Annotated in this window: 16 protein-coding genes and 1 pseudogene; 10 read left to right on the top strand and 7 right to left on the bottom strand. The window is 59.8% G+C overall.

What is annotated here, in order from left to right; all coding sequences use genetic code 11:
* Nucleotides 1-51: 51 nt before the first annotated feature.
* Entirely contained in the window at nt 52-948 is an 897-nt protein-coding gene (locus tag B3I26_RS11490) for a LysR family transcriptional regulator (RefSeq protein WP_296257803.1), read from the bottom strand.
* A gap of 151 nt (nt 949-1,099) precedes the next feature.
* Here B3I26_RS11490 and B3I26_RS11485 point away from each other — a divergent pair, with 151 nt between their 5' ends.
* The gene (locus B3I26_RS11485; protein WP_296257802.1) at nt 1,100-2,641 is read left to right on the top strand and encodes an MFS transporter; all 1,542 of its coding nucleotides are present in this window, start codon (nt 1,100-1,102) and stop codon (nt 2,639-2,641) included.
* Nucleotides 2,642-2,699: 58 nt separating this feature from the next.
* Here B3I26_RS11485 and B3I26_RS11480 read toward each other — a convergent pair whose 3' ends face one another.
* Nucleotides 2,700-3,242, bottom strand: coding sequence for a cysteine hydrolase family protein (locus tag B3I26_RS11480; protein ID WP_296257801.1), 543 nt, complete (start codon nt 3,240-3,242; stop codon nt 2,700-2,702).
* Between the two features lie 11 nt (nt 3,243-3,253).
* On the opposite strand from B3I26_RS11480, the gene B3I26_RS11475 reads away from it, so the two are divergent.
* Both B3I26_RS11475 and B3I26_RS11470 read left to right on the top strand, forming a co-directional pair.
* Nucleotides 3,254-3,553, top strand: a complete 300-nt coding sequence (locus B3I26_RS11475; protein ID WP_296257800.1) for a hypothetical protein — start codon at nt 3,254-3,256, stop codon at nt 3,551-3,553.
* Nucleotides 3,554-3,557: 4 nt separating this feature from the next.
* Entirely contained in the window at nt 3,558-4,208 is a 651-nt protein-coding gene (locus B3I26_RS11470; protein ID WP_296257799.1) for an HD domain-containing protein, read from the top strand.
* A gap of 242 nt (nt 4,209-4,450) precedes the next feature.
* Here B3I26_RS11470 and B3I26_RS11465 read toward each other — a convergent pair whose 3' ends face one another.
* Nucleotides 4,451-4,696: a hypothetical protein gene (locus tag B3I26_RS11465; RefSeq protein WP_296257798.1), complete on the bottom strand. Its 246-nt coding sequence runs from the start codon at nt 4,694-4,696 to the stop codon at nt 4,451-4,453.
* A gap of 62 nt (nt 4,697-4,758) precedes the next feature.
* On the opposite strand from B3I26_RS11465, the pseudogene B3I26_RS28875 reads away from it, so the two are divergent.
* From B3I26_RS28875 to B3I26_RS11455, 3 genes and pseudogenes are all read left to right on the top strand, one after another.
* Nucleotides 4,759-5,574, top strand: a pseudogene (locus B3I26_RS28875) (MCP four helix bundle domain-containing protein); the annotation flags it as partial.
* Nucleotides 5,557-6,432, top strand: coding sequence for a methyl-accepting chemotaxis protein (locus tag B3I26_RS28870; protein ID WP_409522054.1), 876 nt, complete (start codon nt 5,557-5,559; stop codon nt 6,430-6,432). The pseudogene B3I26_RS28875 and the gene B3I26_RS28870, both read left to right, overlap by 18 nt.
* Nucleotides 6,433-6,579: 147 nt before the next feature.
* Nucleotides 6,580-7,752, top strand: coding sequence for a hypothetical protein (locus tag B3I26_RS11455; RefSeq protein ID WP_409522053.1), 1,173 nt, complete (start codon nt 6,580-6,582; stop codon nt 7,750-7,752).
* A 120-nt stretch (nt 7,753-7,872) separates the two neighbouring features.
* Here B3I26_RS11455 and can read toward each other — a convergent pair whose 3' ends face one another.
* Nucleotides 7,873-8,514, bottom strand: coding sequence for a carbonate dehydratase (gene can, locus B3I26_RS11450; RefSeq protein WP_110949859.1), 642 nt, complete (start codon nt 8,512-8,514; stop codon nt 7,873-7,875).
* Between the two features lie 150 nt (nt 8,515-8,664).
* Here can and B3I26_RS11445 point away from each other — a divergent pair, with 150 nt between their 5' ends.
* Entirely contained in the window at nt 8,665-9,078 is a 414-nt protein-coding gene (locus tag B3I26_RS11445) for a serine kinase/phosphatase (RefSeq protein WP_296257797.1), read from the top strand.
* Nucleotides 9,079-9,222: 144 nt separating this feature from the next.
* Here the strand turns inward: B3I26_RS11445 and rimI are convergent, their stop codons facing one another.
* Both rimI and B3I26_RS11435 read right to left on the bottom strand, forming a co-directional pair.
* Nucleotides 9,223-9,678, bottom strand: a complete 456-nt coding sequence (gene rimI, locus B3I26_RS11440; protein WP_296257796.1) for a ribosomal protein S18-alanine N-acetyltransferase — start codon at nt 9,676-9,678, stop codon at nt 9,223-9,225.
* Nucleotides 9,671-10,441 (bottom strand): energy transducer TonB, encoded by a 771-nt coding sequence (locus B3I26_RS11435; RefSeq protein ID WP_409522052.1) that lies wholly within the window; start codon nt 10,439-10,441, stop codon nt 9,671-9,673. The genes rimI and B3I26_RS11435 overlap by 8 nt, the downstream gene beginning before the upstream one ends.
* Before the next feature lie 183 nt (nt 10,442-10,624).
* Between B3I26_RS11435 and mksB the strand changes: the two genes are divergently transcribed.
* Genes mksB through mksF form a run of 3 tightly spaced genes read left to right on the top strand, consistent with a single transcriptional unit; the run spans nt 10,625 to nt 15,412 of the window.
* On the top strand, nt 10,625-11,902 hold the full coding sequence (gene mksB / locus B3I26_RS11430) for an Mks condensin complex protein MksB (protein ID WP_296257912.1): 1,278 nt from the start codon (nt 10,625-10,627) through the stop codon (nt 11,900-11,902).
* On the top strand, nt 11,892-12,599 hold the full coding sequence (gene mksE / locus B3I26_RS11425; RefSeq protein WP_296257794.1) for an Mks condensin complex protein MksE: 708 nt from the start codon (nt 11,892-11,894) through the stop codon (nt 12,597-12,599). Before mksB ends, mksE begins: the two co-directional genes overlap by 11 nt.
* Nucleotides 12,596-15,412, top strand: coding sequence for an Mks condensin complex protein MksF (mksF, locus tag B3I26_RS11420; protein ID WP_296257793.1), 2,817 nt, complete (start codon nt 12,596-12,598; stop codon nt 15,410-15,412). The genes mksE and mksF overlap by 4 nt, the downstream gene beginning before the upstream one ends.
* A gap of 82 nt (nt 15,413-15,494) precedes the next feature.
* On the opposite strand, the gene B3I26_RS11415 is transcribed toward mksF, so the two are convergent.
* On the bottom strand, nt 15,495-15,959 hold the full coding sequence (locus B3I26_RS11415; RefSeq protein WP_296257792.1) for a GNAT family N-acetyltransferase: 465 nt from the start codon (nt 15,957-15,959) through the stop codon (nt 15,495-15,497).
* Nucleotides 15,960-16,127 lie beyond the last annotated feature (168 nt).

Genomic DNA, 16,127 nt, shown 5'->3' with positions numbered 1-16,127 from the left:
CACGCGGGCCTGCGGCGGACTTCGTTGCGGCCTTTAGCCTTAGCGTCGAGCTCATTCAGGACGAGTAAACAGCCGCTCACTCATGAAGTCGACAAACACCCGAACCTTCGGCGAAAGGTGCCGGCTGGACGGCCACACCAGGCTCAACTTGCTCGGCGGATCGACACAGTCCGGCAGCACCTCCACCAAGCGCCCTTCGGCCAGCGCGTCACCCAGCAGAAAATCAGGTACGCCACCAATGCCAAGCCCTTGCAAGGTCATGGCTTTGACCGCATCCATGCTGTTGCACACGAACAGGTTCTTGATTCGCAGCTCAGGGTGGTCGGGTTGCTGGACCATGTGCCAGTCGCGCATCTTGCCGGTGCCGGAAAAGCGAAAGCGGATGGCCAGATGGTTACCCAGGTCGCGCAGGCATTCTGGCGTACCGTGCTGTTGCAAGTACGCTGGCGAAGCGCACAGCACGATTCTGGCCGAGGGCAACGGGCGCGACATCAACCGCGAGTCCGGCAAGTCCCCGCCCCGAATGGCAATATCAACACCCTCCTCGATCAGGTCGACCATGCGATCGCTGAAATCGACATCCAGCTCGATTTCGGGATAACGCTCGATAAATGCCGGCACGAAGGGCAGCAGCGCGTGATACATCACCGTCGGTGCCGTGACTTTCAAGCGTCCACGCGGACATTCGGTACTACGAGCCAGGGTCGCCTGGGCGTCATCCAGGTCATCGAGAATTCGACGGCAACGCTCCTGAAACAGCCGGCCCTCGTCGGTGAGCCGAATGCTGCGGGTCGAACGCTGAAAGAGCCGCACGCCCACCTGCGTTTCCAGCCGCGCCACGCCTTTGCCCACTGCCGAAGCCGACAGCCCGAGGGCACGGCCTGCAGCCGCGAAGCTGCCCAACTCGGCAGTGCGTACGAAGGGCATCAGGCCGCTCAGTCGATCCATGATTACAATCCCCGAAATGTCTCTGAGTCGATCGTTTTATTCCGCTATATACGGAATATTTGCCGTTTTTAGCATGATTATGGCTGTCTTATCATCCTCGCCAGCCATGCGAACCTTAAACCCGCTAACAGACGACTCGAGGTAACTCCCCATGCCCCTGCCCCCCGTGGCCGATGCAGCACAGAAAACCTGGATCCTACTGGCGGTTTGCATTGCGGCCATCACCATGCCCTTGAACTTCACCGCTGCTGCCGTGGCCTTGCCCGCGATTGGACGAACCTTCGGCGCAGATCCTCTGGCTCTGAACTGGGTCACCAACGCGTTCATGCTGACTTTTGGCAGTTGCCTGATGCTGGGCGGTGCACTGGCCGACAGTTACGGTCGCAAGCGGCTGTTTCTGGCAGGCGTCAGTGCCTTCGCTGCGCTGTCGGCGGGCCTGACCGTAGCGCCGTCATTGCTGTGGTTCGATCTGTTGCGGGCCGCTCAGGGCATTGCGGCGGCGGCGGCACTTTCGGGCGGGATGTCGGCGCTGGCGCAAGAGTTCGAAGGCCATGAGCGCATGCGCGCATTCAGCTTCGTCGGCAGCGGTTTTGGCATCGGACTGGCGTTTGGCCCAATCGCTTCGGGCCTGATGATCAAGGCTTTTGGCTGGCCGACGATCTTTCTGATGATCACGGCGCTGGCGAGCGTTTCTACCGTCGCCGGCTTGCGCTTCATGCATGAATCACGCAATCGGCAAGCGGCCGGGATCGACTGGCCCGGGGCGCTGAGTTTTACCTGGGCACTGACAGTATTCACCGACGCGATGCTGCAAGCCCAGCAAAGCGGCTGGAGCGATCCCTGGGTCGTCGCGCTGCTGATCTGCGCGTTGCTGTCGTTTATGGCATTCGTGTTTATCGAACGCCGCGTGGCCCGGCCGATGCTCGACCTGACACTGTTCCGCTACCCTCGCTTTGTCGGCGTGCAACTACTGGCCGCTGCCCCCGCCTATGCATTCGTAGTCTTGCTGGTGCTGTTGCCGATTCGCTTCATCGGCATCGACGGCATGAGCGAGATCGACGCCGGTCGCTTGATGATCGCCCTTTCTGCGCCGCTGCTGGTGTTGCCCATCGTTGCCGGGAGGCTGGTTCGCTGGCTGTCGCCGTCGATGCTCTGCGGCATCGGATTGCTGGTGTCGGCAGCCGGGTTGCTCTGGTTGAGCCACGTACCTGCCGCAAGCCCGACAATGGCGTTTGCCTGGCCGATGCTGCTCATCGGGGTGGGCATCAGCTTGCCATGGGGATTGATGGACGGGCTGGCGGTCAGCGTTGTGCCCAAGGAGCGCGCCGGAATGGCCACCGGGATTTTCAGTACCATGCGGGTGGCCGGTGAGGGGGTCGCGGTCGCCGTCGTCACGGCGATTCTGTCCGCCCTGACCTCGCAGCACTTATCCGATGCCGTGCCTCAGCCGACCGCCCTCACCAGTAATGCCGCGCAACACCTGGTCACCGGCGACTTGAGCGGTGCAGCTTCGCTGCTGCCCGACGTCGGGCGAGCACTGCTGGTGACAGGCTACAGCGACGCGTTCAGCACGTTGCTGCTGATCCTGACCACCATCACACTGGTGGCGGCAGCGGTGGTATTTCTGATTCTCGATCGAGGGACGCCGGGAGACGATGACGCGTCGCCAGGGCAACACCCCGTTCGAGCGTGATCGCAGCCAGGCTGGCCGACGGCGCTCTGGCCATCGTCAGCGCGCCTGGTGCAGAGCCTTAGAGGCAAAGGTCGGCTGTGTTCATCAGCTTCACGAACGGGCCACCCAGGGTTGCATTGTGGTGCTCGATGATGGACCGCGCCGAAAGGGACGCCGTGTCCATACAGGTATGAGCATCTGCCACCAGTACGGCGCTAAAGCCAAGGTCCCACGCGGCCCGACAGGTAGCGTCCACGCAGTATTGAGTTTTCATCCCGGTAACGATTAGCTCATCGACGCCCAACTCCTCCAGCCGTGATTGCAACGGCGTCCCGAAAAAGCAGTTTGGCCGGGCCTTGTCGAGAATCACGTCGCTGACAAAATCAACTTTCACCTCTGGCGCCAGCTGCCACAGCGGGCTGCCCACCGCGAGCGGTGAGCCTTGGGGGCCTGTATGCCGCATGGCGATGACGGGCATCGAGTCTGCCCGGGCTTTATCGATCAGGGCGTTGATATTCTCAACGATCCTCGCCCTCTCGAATACCTGCTCCGGGCCGTGAAGCAGGCCGACCTGCATATCGATAATCAACAGCGCGCTAAGTCTGGCTGGTGCTAAGTCCATGGTATTGCTCCTTGCTGGAAGCCAGTCTGGAGGAGCAAAGAAAGGCCCCGTCCATCGCTGGCGGGGCCTTGGGTGTGCTGCTACCGATTGCTCAATCGCTCACCTCACGACTCGCCATGGGCGGTCGTGGTGGTAGTGGTGAGGTCGAGCTGGAAACCGTTCATGCCCGGATCATGCTGGCGGTCCTCAACACTCGTCAAATGAAAATTCTCACGCGTGGCATTGCCGCATCGTCCAGGCTCATGAAACCGGGCGCGCGTCCGATTCAATCTTGTATGCTGCAACAACCGCCAGCCTGTACCCAGAGATGATTGGATGACCACACTTTGCTTTGCGCCGTTCCAGAATCTGGCGGACATGCTGATCCCTCACACCGTCGCAGAACGGGCTGATGGCTCTCACGACATTTCTCACCTGCATCGGGTCTGGAAAAACGTCTGCGCAATCCGCAACAAGGAAGGCGGCGATCACCAGATCCTGCTGGCGGCGACCCTGTTGCACGACTGTGTGGCGGTAGAAAAGAATTCGCCGTTCCGCGCCAGCGCGTCTCGCCTGGCCGCCGCGAAAGCCACGGAGTTATTGGCAGAAATGGGCTGGGATGAAGAACGCATCCAGGCGGTCGCCCACGCCGTGGAGTCCCACAGTTATTCGGCGAGCATCACACCCACCACGCTCGAAGCAAAGATACTCCAGGACGCCGACCGCCTTGACGCTATTGGCATGGTCGGCGTCGCCCGTTTGTTCTACGTTTCAGGACGCATGGGCAGCCACCTCTATCACCCGAACGACCCACACGCACAACACCGCGCGCTGGACGACAAACGCTATGCCGTCGATCACTTCAAGACCAAGATTTTCAGCTTGGCCGAGGGGTTTCAGACGCATACCGGCAGGCAAATGGCGCAAGCAAGGCATGAACGGACCGAGCGGTTCTTGCGGGAGTTCATGGACGAGATTGCTGGCTGAGGGTCGACTTTAACGTCAATGGCGTATCGTCGCGCTACACCGAAATTTCGGATGGCGTACGGGTCTTGAGCCAATCGACCAATGCGCCGTCCCTTCGGCTCTTCCAGCCCGGTCCCGACGCCTGAAGCGACCACGCCTCACTAACAGTTTGCCTGCGTGTCGTCAGCCTGCTCGAAAAACGCATCCGACACTTCTGGCGCATCTTGCGGGTCAATCCAGTCGGTGCCGGTTAGAGTTCGCGCTCACTGGCTCTCCTGCTTGGCAATGTCGAAGATCATCTGCATCGAACTCAGCAACGGCATGCCCGGATAATGCTCCTGCGCCACTGTCTGTACAGAAAGCAACCCAACAAGCTGCCAGCCATGAAAGAGACCAATCCGAGTGCAACCGTAGAAGCTGAATGAAGCCTGATGACTCGCGCGCAAATCGCAGCCAATCAGACAACCGTCAAACCACAACGCATCTGCAACATTGCCAGCCGATGTCATAAAGACATCATCAAACCTCTCTATAACAAGGTCTCCGCCGTATTCGTCAAGAGATCGCCGTAGTGAAAAGGTTATTACGTAGGGTGTTGCGTCCTTCGGACGGTCCGGCGTTCTTGCGACGCTTTCGAATCGCTCCGCGTATGGTGCTGTGTTTCGGCATAACGGCGTTGTTGCTGGGCGCGCTAGGGCTGTTTTGCCTGTTGCAGATGCAGAGCATCCGCGATCAGGGCGAGGCGGTGCAAAGCGGCGCGTTGCCGAGCATCGCCACGGCTGACGCCATTGCCATCGACTTGGTCAAGCTGCGCGGCGAAAGCGCCCGACTGATCGCCAACGCGGACGATCCAGGCGCGGTGGTCACCAGCAGGATCAACGTGGAGCAGTTGAAGAACGAGGTGGAAAATGGCTTCAGCGATTACCTCGCCCATGCCACCGACAGTACCGAGCGCGACGCGATCAAAGCCCTGCAAGACGCCTATACCGCCTTCATGCCGGGGCTGCATGACGAAATCGACCTGATCGAACAACGCCGGCTGGACGACGCACGGAGGTCGCTCAACACCACGCTGAGCCTGCAGGGCGATTTGATGGACATGCAGGTGCAACTGCTGCGCGAGCTGAACAAGCAAAGCGCCGCAGCAGCGGTGGATGGCGCGGGTAGCCAGTTTCAGCAGACGCGCACCATCGCCATCAGTGCCATTGTCGTCGCTCTGCTCCTGACGCTGCTTCTGGCGTGGCGCTTGAGCGCGAGCATCATTCGCCCGCTGCACCAGGCACTGCAGATTGCCAGCACCATCGCTGAGGGCGATTTAAGTCCCCAACCGATTCCCGAAGGCAATGACGAGACCGCCCAGCTATTAAAGATGCTTGGCCAGATGCGCAGCAATCTGCACGGCACCCTTGACCAGATGTATGCCGCCGCCAGTCAACTGAGCCAGTCGGTACAGGAAATGGGCGCAATTGCCGAAGCCAGTGCGAAGAATCTGCACCTGCAGAACGACGAAATCGAACAAGCCGCTGTCGCCGTTAATCAGATGAGTCAAGCGGCGGTGGAAGTGGCTGACAACGCCAGCAACACGTCTATCGAATCCAAGGCGTCGAACGAAGCTGCCGCCGAAGGGCGTATGCGCCTTGTGGGAACTATCGACTCGATCAGGGAGTTGACCGACAACGTTCTTGATTCTTCGCATCAGGCCGATGGTCTGGCCGAACGTACGTTAAGCATCAGCAAGATCCTGGAAGTGATTCGCACCATCGCCAACCAGACCAACTTGCTCGCCTTGAACGCTGCCATCGAAGCCGCGCGCGCTGGCGAGGCAGGGCGCGGCTTCGCAGTGGTCGCCGATGAGGTTCGCTCGCTAGCACAGCGCACCAGCGCTTCGACCACCGAGATTGAAAGCCTGATCAGCGATGTGCAGAACAGCACCCAGGACACCGCCCAAAGCCTGCGCTTGACGGCGGCAAAGGCCAGTCAGACCTTGGAACAGGCGGCGGCGACCAGCCAGGCATTGACCGTGATTATTAGCTCGACCTCTACCATCAGCGACCGTAATACGTTGATCGCCAGTGCCGCCGAGCAACAGGCTCAGGTGGCCAGCGAGGTGGAGCGCAACCTGAGCAGCATTCGCGATCTGTCCACGCAATCGGCGTCCGGTGCCCGGCAGACGACCGTGGCGAGCAACGCGCTGGCGATGCTCGCCACGGACTTGAATTCAATGGTGCAGAGGTTTGTGCTTTGACATCGCCAGGATGACTGCACAGGAAAGTTGGCGTGCGCGCAAAATAAATCGCTACCAGCCATAAGAAGCATTTCCTGCCACGCTCATGTGTTTCATGATTGAAACATGCCCGCTCAGACGGGTTCCTACGCCAACAAGGACATGAGCATGAAAAAAACCTCCGTACCGGGCCTGGCCCTCACCGCCCTGACTATCAGCTTGAGTTGCGTGGCTCATGCCGATGTCGACGTTGCCCTGGGCAGCAAAGACCGCGTCACCCGCCTCTTCGCTTACCCCAACAATTGCAATGTCATCTGCTTCCGCAATTGGACGCTGGAGCAGACCGTAGAGCATTACCTGACACAGAGTGTTCAGCGTGACGGATACGCCAGTGCCACGGTGAGTGTGGTCAATGATAACGATCAGCTTCACGCAAAGATCAGCGGCGTGCCGGCTGGCTACGATAAGCCGCTGACCGCGCTGCTGGATGCGGGCGACCTGGCGTACACGGGCGCGACAAAGCTCAACAGCGACGGGAAGTTCGCCTACAACTGGTACCTGTTCCTGCCGCTGGGCATGGCCCTTGAGAACCGCAAGAGTGTCGAGCTTCTGCACTTTCCGCCGGATTACTCGCTGACCCAGGCTCAAGACTACCTGCGCTCGGCCACCACCGACCGCTGGGCCGAACTGCTGACCGACAACGGGATCCCGGCCGATCAGACACCTGCCTACCAAGCCATCATCGATATTGCGCCTATCGCCGCCCCGTCTACCGCAGGCAAGGACCTGGAAGGCGTCTACGATTACTTCAACGATTACCAGACCACCATGGTCCGGCAGTTCAGCCAGAGCGGAGCGGGTGCCTCATTGCCCATGGTGGCGTTCGGTGCCCCGGTACGCAATTGGCTCAAAGAGCAGTACAAGGTCACCGTGCCGGTGCTAGGCCTTGCAACCATCAGCCCTGTCGCCGGGCAAACCGTCTCGGTTCTCGGTTCCAATCACCCGAGTTACATCTGGTACGCAGCGGACAAGAGCAATTACGGCGGCGACGAAACCAAGGCTGACGATGCAGGTTTGAAGGTCATGGGACAGGATCTGAGTGCGGCCTGCTGGCAGGCGGGCATGGGTCAGAAGCCGAGCACGGATGCGGCGAGCTTGCTTAACCAGTGCACTACCCAATGGCAAGTCAGCAACAAAGTCGAGACCTGCAAACTGTTTTACACCTCGGTGCGCAACTTGACGGCTGATCAAGCGGCCGCAAAATGCCGGACGGGCACCGTGTCGCGGCAGATCAAGCAGCTGCAGAAACCCTTGCCCGAGCTGAAACAGACAGAGCTGTAACACACCCCACCCTGCCGGGGTGGATCTGTCGTGTCAGGCGACGCAATACTGCCTGACACGAACAAACTCGCCGCCGAATTGGACCGGGTTCGCGCCTCGATCACATCTGCGCTCGAACCATCACTCTCCCAGCGGACGCAATCGATATTGCGGCGGCAATTGCTCGAAGCCGCTGATCGTGGTGTTCAGGCTTTTCCAGCGACCGTCCTTGATGCCGTAGATGCAGCCGTGAATCGACAGCTTCTGCCCGCGATGCCAGGCGTTCTGCACGATGCTGGTGTGACCGACGTTGGCCACCTGCTGAATCACGTTGAGTTCGCACAGCCGGTCGACCTGCTCTTCCTCGGTCGGCAGCTTGCTGAGCAGCTCGCGGTTCTCGTAGTACAGGTCACGAATGGTGCGTAGCCAGCCGTCGATCAGGCCAAACTGGCGATCCTGCATCGATGCTCGCACGCCACCGCAGCCATAGTGGCCGGTGACCAGGATGTGTTTGACCTTGAGCACATCGACTGCGTACTGAATCACCGAAAGGCAGTTGAGGTCGGTGTGCAGCACGACGTTCGCCACGTTACGGTGAACGAACAGGTCGCCCGGCAGCATGCCGACGATTTCATTGGCCGGGACACGAGCGTCCGAACAACCGATCCAGAGGTATTCCGGCGTTTGCTGGCGAGCCAGTTTGGCGAAGAATTCGGGATCTTCTTCTTTGATGGCTGCAGCCCAGCGTTCGTTGTTATCGATTAGATCTTGTAATTCGTTCATGCGTTGATGCCTCGGAAATGATGCCCAGCTATGACTTGCACAGAATGCTTCGGGTCACGCCATTTTGCCGCGACCGCACGAGAACCTGAGTGAATCTTCGTCGCCGCCTCCGGTCCACCCATTTAAGACCGCTCACAATGAGGATTTGCCATGAACGATTCACGCCGCCCTTTCGGCGCCACTCAACCCGAACCGATCGACGACAACGAAGACCGTATGGGTTCGATGGAAGAACTCAATTTCAATGACAATAACGAACCCAGCGGGCGAATCGGTGACACCATCCCCGCAGACGAGCTGGAAACCCGCATTCCCGACGAACGTGTGCGCGAAGCCGGGATGACCGGTGCCTCAACCGAAGACCACAACCCGACCGACGATGACCTGAGCCCGGAAACCCTGATTCACGAAGACGGCGCGCGTTCGCCCCGTGAACAAGGCGAAGACGGCCCGGCTGATTTCGATCTAAGCGTGGTTGATGAGGACGACATCGGCGGCGGCGGAGGGCTGGATGAAGAGGAAATGGCCATTCTCGATCCGCTGGACGGCAAGCCTGGGGTCTGACTTCAGCCTGAAGGGCTTGTATGGCCTTTTGGGAGTATGGCTGCTCACGAATTTGGCGCAGACCGCTTTGGTCTGAAAGTCAGTCTTTGTGAGCAAGCCTACTCCCGCACAAGACTTCAACTGTCAGACCAAGAGCATCCTTGATCAGTCAGTCAACGTGCATGCCATCACCAGCGCATCCTCGCGCCCACCCACCGCCGGGTAATAGTCACGACGCCGGCCAACTTCATTGAAGCCATAGCGCTCGTACAGACGATAGGCCGACTGGTTGCTGGCCCGCAACTCGAGAAAGCATTCGCGCCCGTTCAACTCATAAGCGCGCTTCATTAACTGGTCCAGCAGCAAAAGCCCCAGCCCACGCCCCTGGCTTTCCGGCTTGACCGTGATGTTGAGCAAGTGTGCTTCGTCGATGATCACGTTGACCACGCCGTGGCCGACCTGTTGATTGCCTTCGAACATCAGCCAGATTTCGTAAGACTTGAGGCCGTCGATAAAAATACCGCGGGTCCAGGGATGGCTGAAGGCTGCATATTCGATCTTCAGCACCGCATCCAGATCAGCTTCGGTCATGCGGCGAAACGTTACGGCATCACTACTCATTTACGCTCTTCCAACGTCCCATCAATTGACGCATGGCGTGCCAGACATCGGCCTTGCGCTGAGGCTCGTCCATCAGTACTTCCAGACCCGGCAGCGCCCAGGCCGAACCCAGGCCTTCCACCTGGACTTCAAGATTGTAGGATTCGTCGTCAACTTCACCGGCAAAACGCAACGCGGGCAGTCCGATCAGCCACAAGCAGGTGCAGGGCGTCTCCTCGGTACGGGCGTAGAGAAACCCCTGAACGAAATCCCGCGCTGCTTCCGGCCCCTGGTCCATCTGCCCGCGCACCAGCAACGGCCAGCGCACCGGCTCGCCGATGATCTGCGGGCTGTCGGGAAGACCTGCCGCGCGCAACATGTCCTTGAGCAACAGATAGGAAGGATCTCGACTCTGGAAAGGCTCGCCTGTGGCCAATTCAACCAATAGCAGGCAGCTGCCGGCACGCAGCAATTGCAAGGCGAAACGGGGCGGCGGGACGACGGGCGCCTTCACCACTTCCGGAGCGGCGCCGTCTTCCACAGGCTTGGCGGCCGGTTTGGCTGCGGAAGAAGGACGCGGCATTTCAATCTTTGGCCGCTCGACTGTCCGGGTAACGGGCGCCGGCTTGGCAACCGTAGCCTCGTTGCGCGTTTGCGCAGGCGTGGCCGACGGCGAAGTCTGCACGACCTCTTCCTCAAACACCGGCACAGGCGCGAGCAGCAGCGGACGTGAAGGCGCAGCAAAGGGCAGTTCGGTACGCGGCAGCCAGCTGACCACCTGCATGGCGGTCAGATAAGCGCGGCGGCGAGGCTCATTGAGCAAGGGACAGCCACCTGTGGATAAAGTCAGGACGGGGATTCTACAGCCCTTCGACGTTTCACGCCGCAGTTGATCGACTGGGGGTGAAAACCAGACGCTTCGATGCAGTACAATCGCCGCTTTTATTTGCCAACCAGCGGCCATCCAATGATCGAACCTAAGCGCGTCCTGCGCGCCCTTGCCGAACACTGGGCGCTTCTTGAGCCACTGTGCGAGCACTTCGACCAAGGCACCCTGAGCCTGAGTGAACTGCGCCTGCAACTGGCCGCCCAGCAACTGGAAAGTACGCCTCAGGACATCACCCACCTGCTGGATGTATGGATTCGGCTCGACATTCTGGTTCCCGTGGCGAAAAGCCCGAACCGTTTCGAGCTCAACGCGCAGATCCACGATTTCCTGTCGTACCTGCGACGCGAGCACCGCCTGGGGCTGTGCCTTGAAATCGAAGCCTACCTGCGCCATCTGGAACGGCTGGCCGGCTATATCCAGGAAGCCTTCGAAGCACGCGATGCCAACGACCTCGCCCGTCAATTGCGCCTGCTCGACATGCGTGTGCGCGATGTGTTGAAAAAACTCGCCAACGATGAGCAGGCGCTGGTCTCAGTGGCCGAACGCGCCAAAACCAGCGACCGGCAGATTCCGCTGCGTCAGCGTTACGCCGAGGTGCTGGCGACCTGGGACGAATACGTCGAGCCGATGATCCAATTGGTGAATGCCGACGGCGCCTTCGAGCAAGGTGTGCGAAAGGTCGAGAACGTGCTGCTGCGCATGCTCAGCGACCAGCAACGTCTCGGCCATCTGGTCGACGACGACATGTTGCTACGCACCCACGCGCGCATCCTGGAGATGCAGACCAGCGCACAACTGACCCTGCGTCATGCCCGCGAACTGCTGCTGCCGCTGCGCGAAGAAGCCCGCCGTCACAATGCCGTGACCCGTGGCGCCGCGCTGGCGCTGTCGGCCATTCGTCGCCGAGGCCTGGACGCCGTGCCGCAGGCCGCGATGCCGATGTTTACCCGTCCACAGAGCACGTTTCTCGGCAGTGCCAACCAGGTTGAGGCTTACGTCTACGCCTTGGCACGCTTCGAGCCCAAACCTGCGCGCTTCCCCAAAGCCAATGTCACGCGCAAGGGCGAGCCACCTCGGGCGCCGCGTACCGTCAGGGAGATGGTCGAGCGTTGTGAAGAAGCCCTGCCGATGCCGGATTTGATGGTCTGGCTGCTGGAGCAGGAGCCGACCGGCGCAACCGACGAACTGCTGTACTGGTTCTCGCGCCTGTCGCGGGAAAAACGTTTCAAGCGCGAGCGTCTTGAACGTCGCGAATACCTGACCCAGGAGCATCGCGTCAGCCTTCGCTCCTTCGCCCTGCTCTCGAGCAAAGACGCCACCCCTGAGAATTCCGAGGGCAACGCCCATGCATCTTGATCTATCCGAACTGTCCCAGCTCGCGCCGATCTTTCGCGAGTTGTTCAAGGGGTACCACGTCAGCCGTCGTGATCCCGAGCTGTACGCCCAACTGTCCAACTTTCAGGATCAGTACCGCACCCTGTTCAAGGCGCTGGGTTTCGAGCTGATCTGCGACACCCGCGGCTTCTATTACTTCGTACCGGACATGGCCGCCGCGCAGGTCAACAAGACGGCGCAGCGCCTGGCTCTGTTTACGTTCATTCTTGTCGAGCACCTGGCCGATCAGGGCCGCGACCCGGTCGCCGTGCTCGATGGCGGCAGCCTGGGGCGCGACGAGCTGCCTTCGTTGCTGGAGAAGTACCGCGACCTGTTCCTGCAAGCCGAGGTACAGACCCAGGAGGAGCTTGAAGAAAAGATCATGCGCCGCATGACCCAGCTCGGGTTCGCCTCCGAAGAGGTGGGGATCTACCGTTTCCTGCCACCGATGCACCGCTTCCTCGATGTCTGCCTCTCGGTTCAGCAGGATCGCGACCTGGCTGCCAGTTTGCACAGTGACCTGCCGTTGCCGACTCCGGTGCTGATTGATGACGACAGCGATGAAAAGCTGCTGCAGACCGACGACCCGCTCGACCTCGCCGAGTTTGACGAAACAGAAGAAACCGAAGAGCAGGCCCTGGCCCGCGCAATCGCCGACGAACAGGAGCTTGACGCATGAGCCAGGAACGCTACGGCATTCGCCGCTTCGCCCTGCTGAACACCGCCGGTTACAGCCTCGGGCTGTTTCCGCTGGAATACCCGCTGTCGGTCTACGGCGCAAACAACCTGGGCAAGAGCGCGTCGATCAATGCGCTGCAATTCCCGATTCTGGCGCGCATGTCGGACATGAGTTTCGGCAAATACAGCCTCGATCAGTCGCGCCGCTTCTACTTCGCCTCCGACACCAGCTACATCCTCGTCGAAGTGGCATTGCCCCACGGTCCGCACGTCATCGGCGTGGTCGGCCGCGGCCCCGGTGGCGGCTTCGGACATCAATTCTTTGCTTACGCGGGCAAGCTGGATCTGGCGCACTATCAGAAGAACGACACCTGCCTGCGCCAGAAAGAGCTGTTCACCAATCTGGAAAGCCAGGGCCTGAAAGCCTACGAACTCAAGCCGGACGAATTGCGCCGCCTGCTGGTCGGCGGCCACACCTCGATTCCGCTGGACCTGACCCTGATTCCGCTGCGCTCAACCAGCGAGCAGAGCCTGAAGACCTTCCGCGCACTGTTCATCAATCTGCTGCACATGCGCGAAATCACTGCAGCCAAGCTCAAGCAGCTTTTCCTCGACGCTTTCGAACACAGCCTGCGTTCGGGTAGCGTCGATTACATTGCCGCGTGCGAAGAAGCCTTCCGTGACGTGCGCCGCATGGAGCAGGACTACAACGCACTGGTCCTTGCCGGCCCACTGGTCGAAGCCCTGGCCAACGGCGTCAAACAGCGCGACATCCTGCGCGGCAAGCTGCATCGTCTGTCACCACTGCTCGATTCGTTGCTGGGCACCTGGCAGGACTATTCCAACGCACGCAAGGAAGAACTGGTCATTCAGGCCGAGCACTACCGTGGCGAACAGGATGCGCTGCAGAACGATCAACGCGGCGGCACTCAGGAACTGATGCGTCTGGAGCGTGAGATCAGCAACGTCCAGCGCTGGATTGGCGAACTGGCCGTGTTGAAGAACCGCTTTGCGCTGGTTGACGACGTACGAATGCTTGAGCAGCAACTGCTGGCGGCCAAGGACGCTCACGACGAGCTTGCTGGTGCTTTGGCTCAGTCCCGTCAGTTCAGCGCCGAGGATCTGGATGAGCGTCTGCGTGATCTGGAAAAACGCCTGAAGTCGGTCAAGCAGCAGCTTGATCACGCCGACAACAACAGCTACGCCCGCCTGCGCGAGGAGTTTTCGCAGCCGGATGTCGAGCGTCTGATGCGGTTGCTCAACAGTGCACTGTTCAGCCTGCCATTGGGCGAGCAAGGCATTGCACTGGACGACGGCGACGCATGGGTCAAATCCCTGGAAGCCATCCTTGACGGCTTCAAGGGCGAACGTTTCGAGGTGCCGGGGCTGTCGATCAATCTGTCGCATATCGAGCCACCTGCGTTGCAGGCCTTGGCCGACCGTGCGGCGCTGCGTGATCAGAAAGAGCGTTTGGAAAAAGAACTCAAGCAGCTTAAAACCCAGCAGGCCGTCGCCGCGGATCGCGCGGCGAGCAAGACCCAGACCGAAGCGCTGTACCAGCACGTGCTGGACGCCCAGAAGGCCCTGGAAGATTTCCGTAGAACCCAGACGCTGAGCGCCGAAGAAGGCGAAAAGCTTGAACAACTGGCGCAGATGGAAGCGGCGCAGGACGAACTCAAGCGCTCCAGCGATGCGTTCACCGAGCGCGTTCAGCAACTGTCGGCGAAGCTGCAGTTGGTTGGCCGCCAGATCGGTGATCTGGAGTCCAAGCAACGCACGCTGGATGACGCGCTGCGTCGCCGTCAGTTGCTACCTGCAGACCTGCCCTTCGGCACGCCGTTCATGGAGCCGGTAGACGACTCACTGGACAATCTGCTGCCGCTGCTCAATGACTACCAGGACAGCTGGCAAGGTCTGCTTCGTTGCGACGGCCAGATCGAAGCGCTGTATGCGCAAGTGCGTCTGAAGGGTGTGGCCAAGTTCGACAGCGAAGACGACATGGAGCGCCGGCTGCAACTACTGATCAATGCTTACGCGCACCGCACGGATGAGGCGCTGACGCTAGGCAAGGCTCGCCGTGCGGCCGTGACCGACATCGCGCGTACGTTGCGCAACATCCGCAGCGACTACGACAGCCTGGAGCACCAGTTGGCCTTGTTCAACCGTGAGATCAACCGTCGCCAGGTCTCCAACCTGGAAAGCTTCCGCATCGTGCTGGCACCGAACAAGGAAGCGCTCAAACATATCGATCAGATCATCCACAGCGCGGGTCAGTACGAAGAAGGCGAGACGCTGTCAGTGTTCGACCTGAGCCAGAGCGCAGAGCAGGACAACAAGAACGAGGAGGCCAAGGAGTATCTGGCGCGTCTGGTGGCCGCGAATCACAACCAACTGGGCCTCAAGGACCTGTTTGAGTTGGCGTTCGAGATCACTAAGGTCAACAGCCAGCCGGTTATCCACACTGATATCGATGGCGCCGCGTCCAACGGTACGACCATGACCATCAAGGCGCTGACCAACATGTACCTGTTGCTGCACTTGATGGACCGCGACCAGGCCGGCCGAGTGCGTCTGCCTTATTACCTGGATGAAGCAGCGGACATCGACGAACGCAACCAGGCCGCACTTTTGGAAACGAGCCTGCAGCTGGGCTTCGTTCCGATTCTGGCGAGCGTCAAGCCACAGGTATCGGCGCACGTCGCAATCGACCTTGAAGGCGGCAGCGGGCCGGCGGGTATCTACATTGATGAGGCTGACTGGAAGTACATTCGTCGCCGTGACGAGGCCAGTTGCGCTGGCGCAAGCGTCTTCTGAGTAAGCAGGACTAAACGGTGAGAAAAGCAAAAGCCCTGCAGCGATGCGGGGCTTTTTTTTGTTTATTGAATACCAGGGACTGTCAGTCGAGCATCTTCTCTAGAAAAAAACTATTTGGATCATCCTCGTACTCTCCAAACGACCCTCTGCGCCGATAGCCGTTGCACTCGTAGAATGAAATAGCTTCGCGTTGCAGGTAACCGGTTTCAAGCATCAGATGAAGGCAGCGTCTTTGTCGCGCTTCTTTTTCCAATATCGCAAGCAGCCCACCCGCAAGGCCGTTCCCTCGAAACGCTGGTTTGGTGAACATTCGCTTCAGCTCGCCATGCGTTGGGTGCACTACCAAGGCGCCGCATGCAACAGCGGACCCCTCACTGGAGCGCCCAACAGCGAAAAGTACATTCGCTTCCGAAAGAGCACAGATATCTACCCCGTAATAACTTTCAGTCGGGTAGAGCGGCGTTTGGTAAGCATCCAATTCTTCGATCAGCGCAATAATCTCCGGCTGGTCGGGCGACTCAAAAGTAAAAAGATGACCTTTTTTCACCGCACTGTCGCTCCTGTACCCCGTTCGAACTCCCGAGTCCATCAATGAAGACTAACAGAGGGGGCGATGCCGAAGCACCTGAGAGAGCTCAGGACTTTTCTACGCGCAAAAACAAAACCCCATATGCTTTCGCACATGGGGTTCTGCAATTCAATCTTGACGATGACC

This window comes from Pseudomonas sp. UBA5706 (assembly GCF_002419965.1).
Taxonomy (GTDB): Bacteria; Pseudomonadota; Gammaproteobacteria; order Pseudomonadales; family Pseudomonadaceae; genus Aquipseudomonas.
This window is presented reverse-complemented; position numbering and strand designations above follow the sequence as displayed.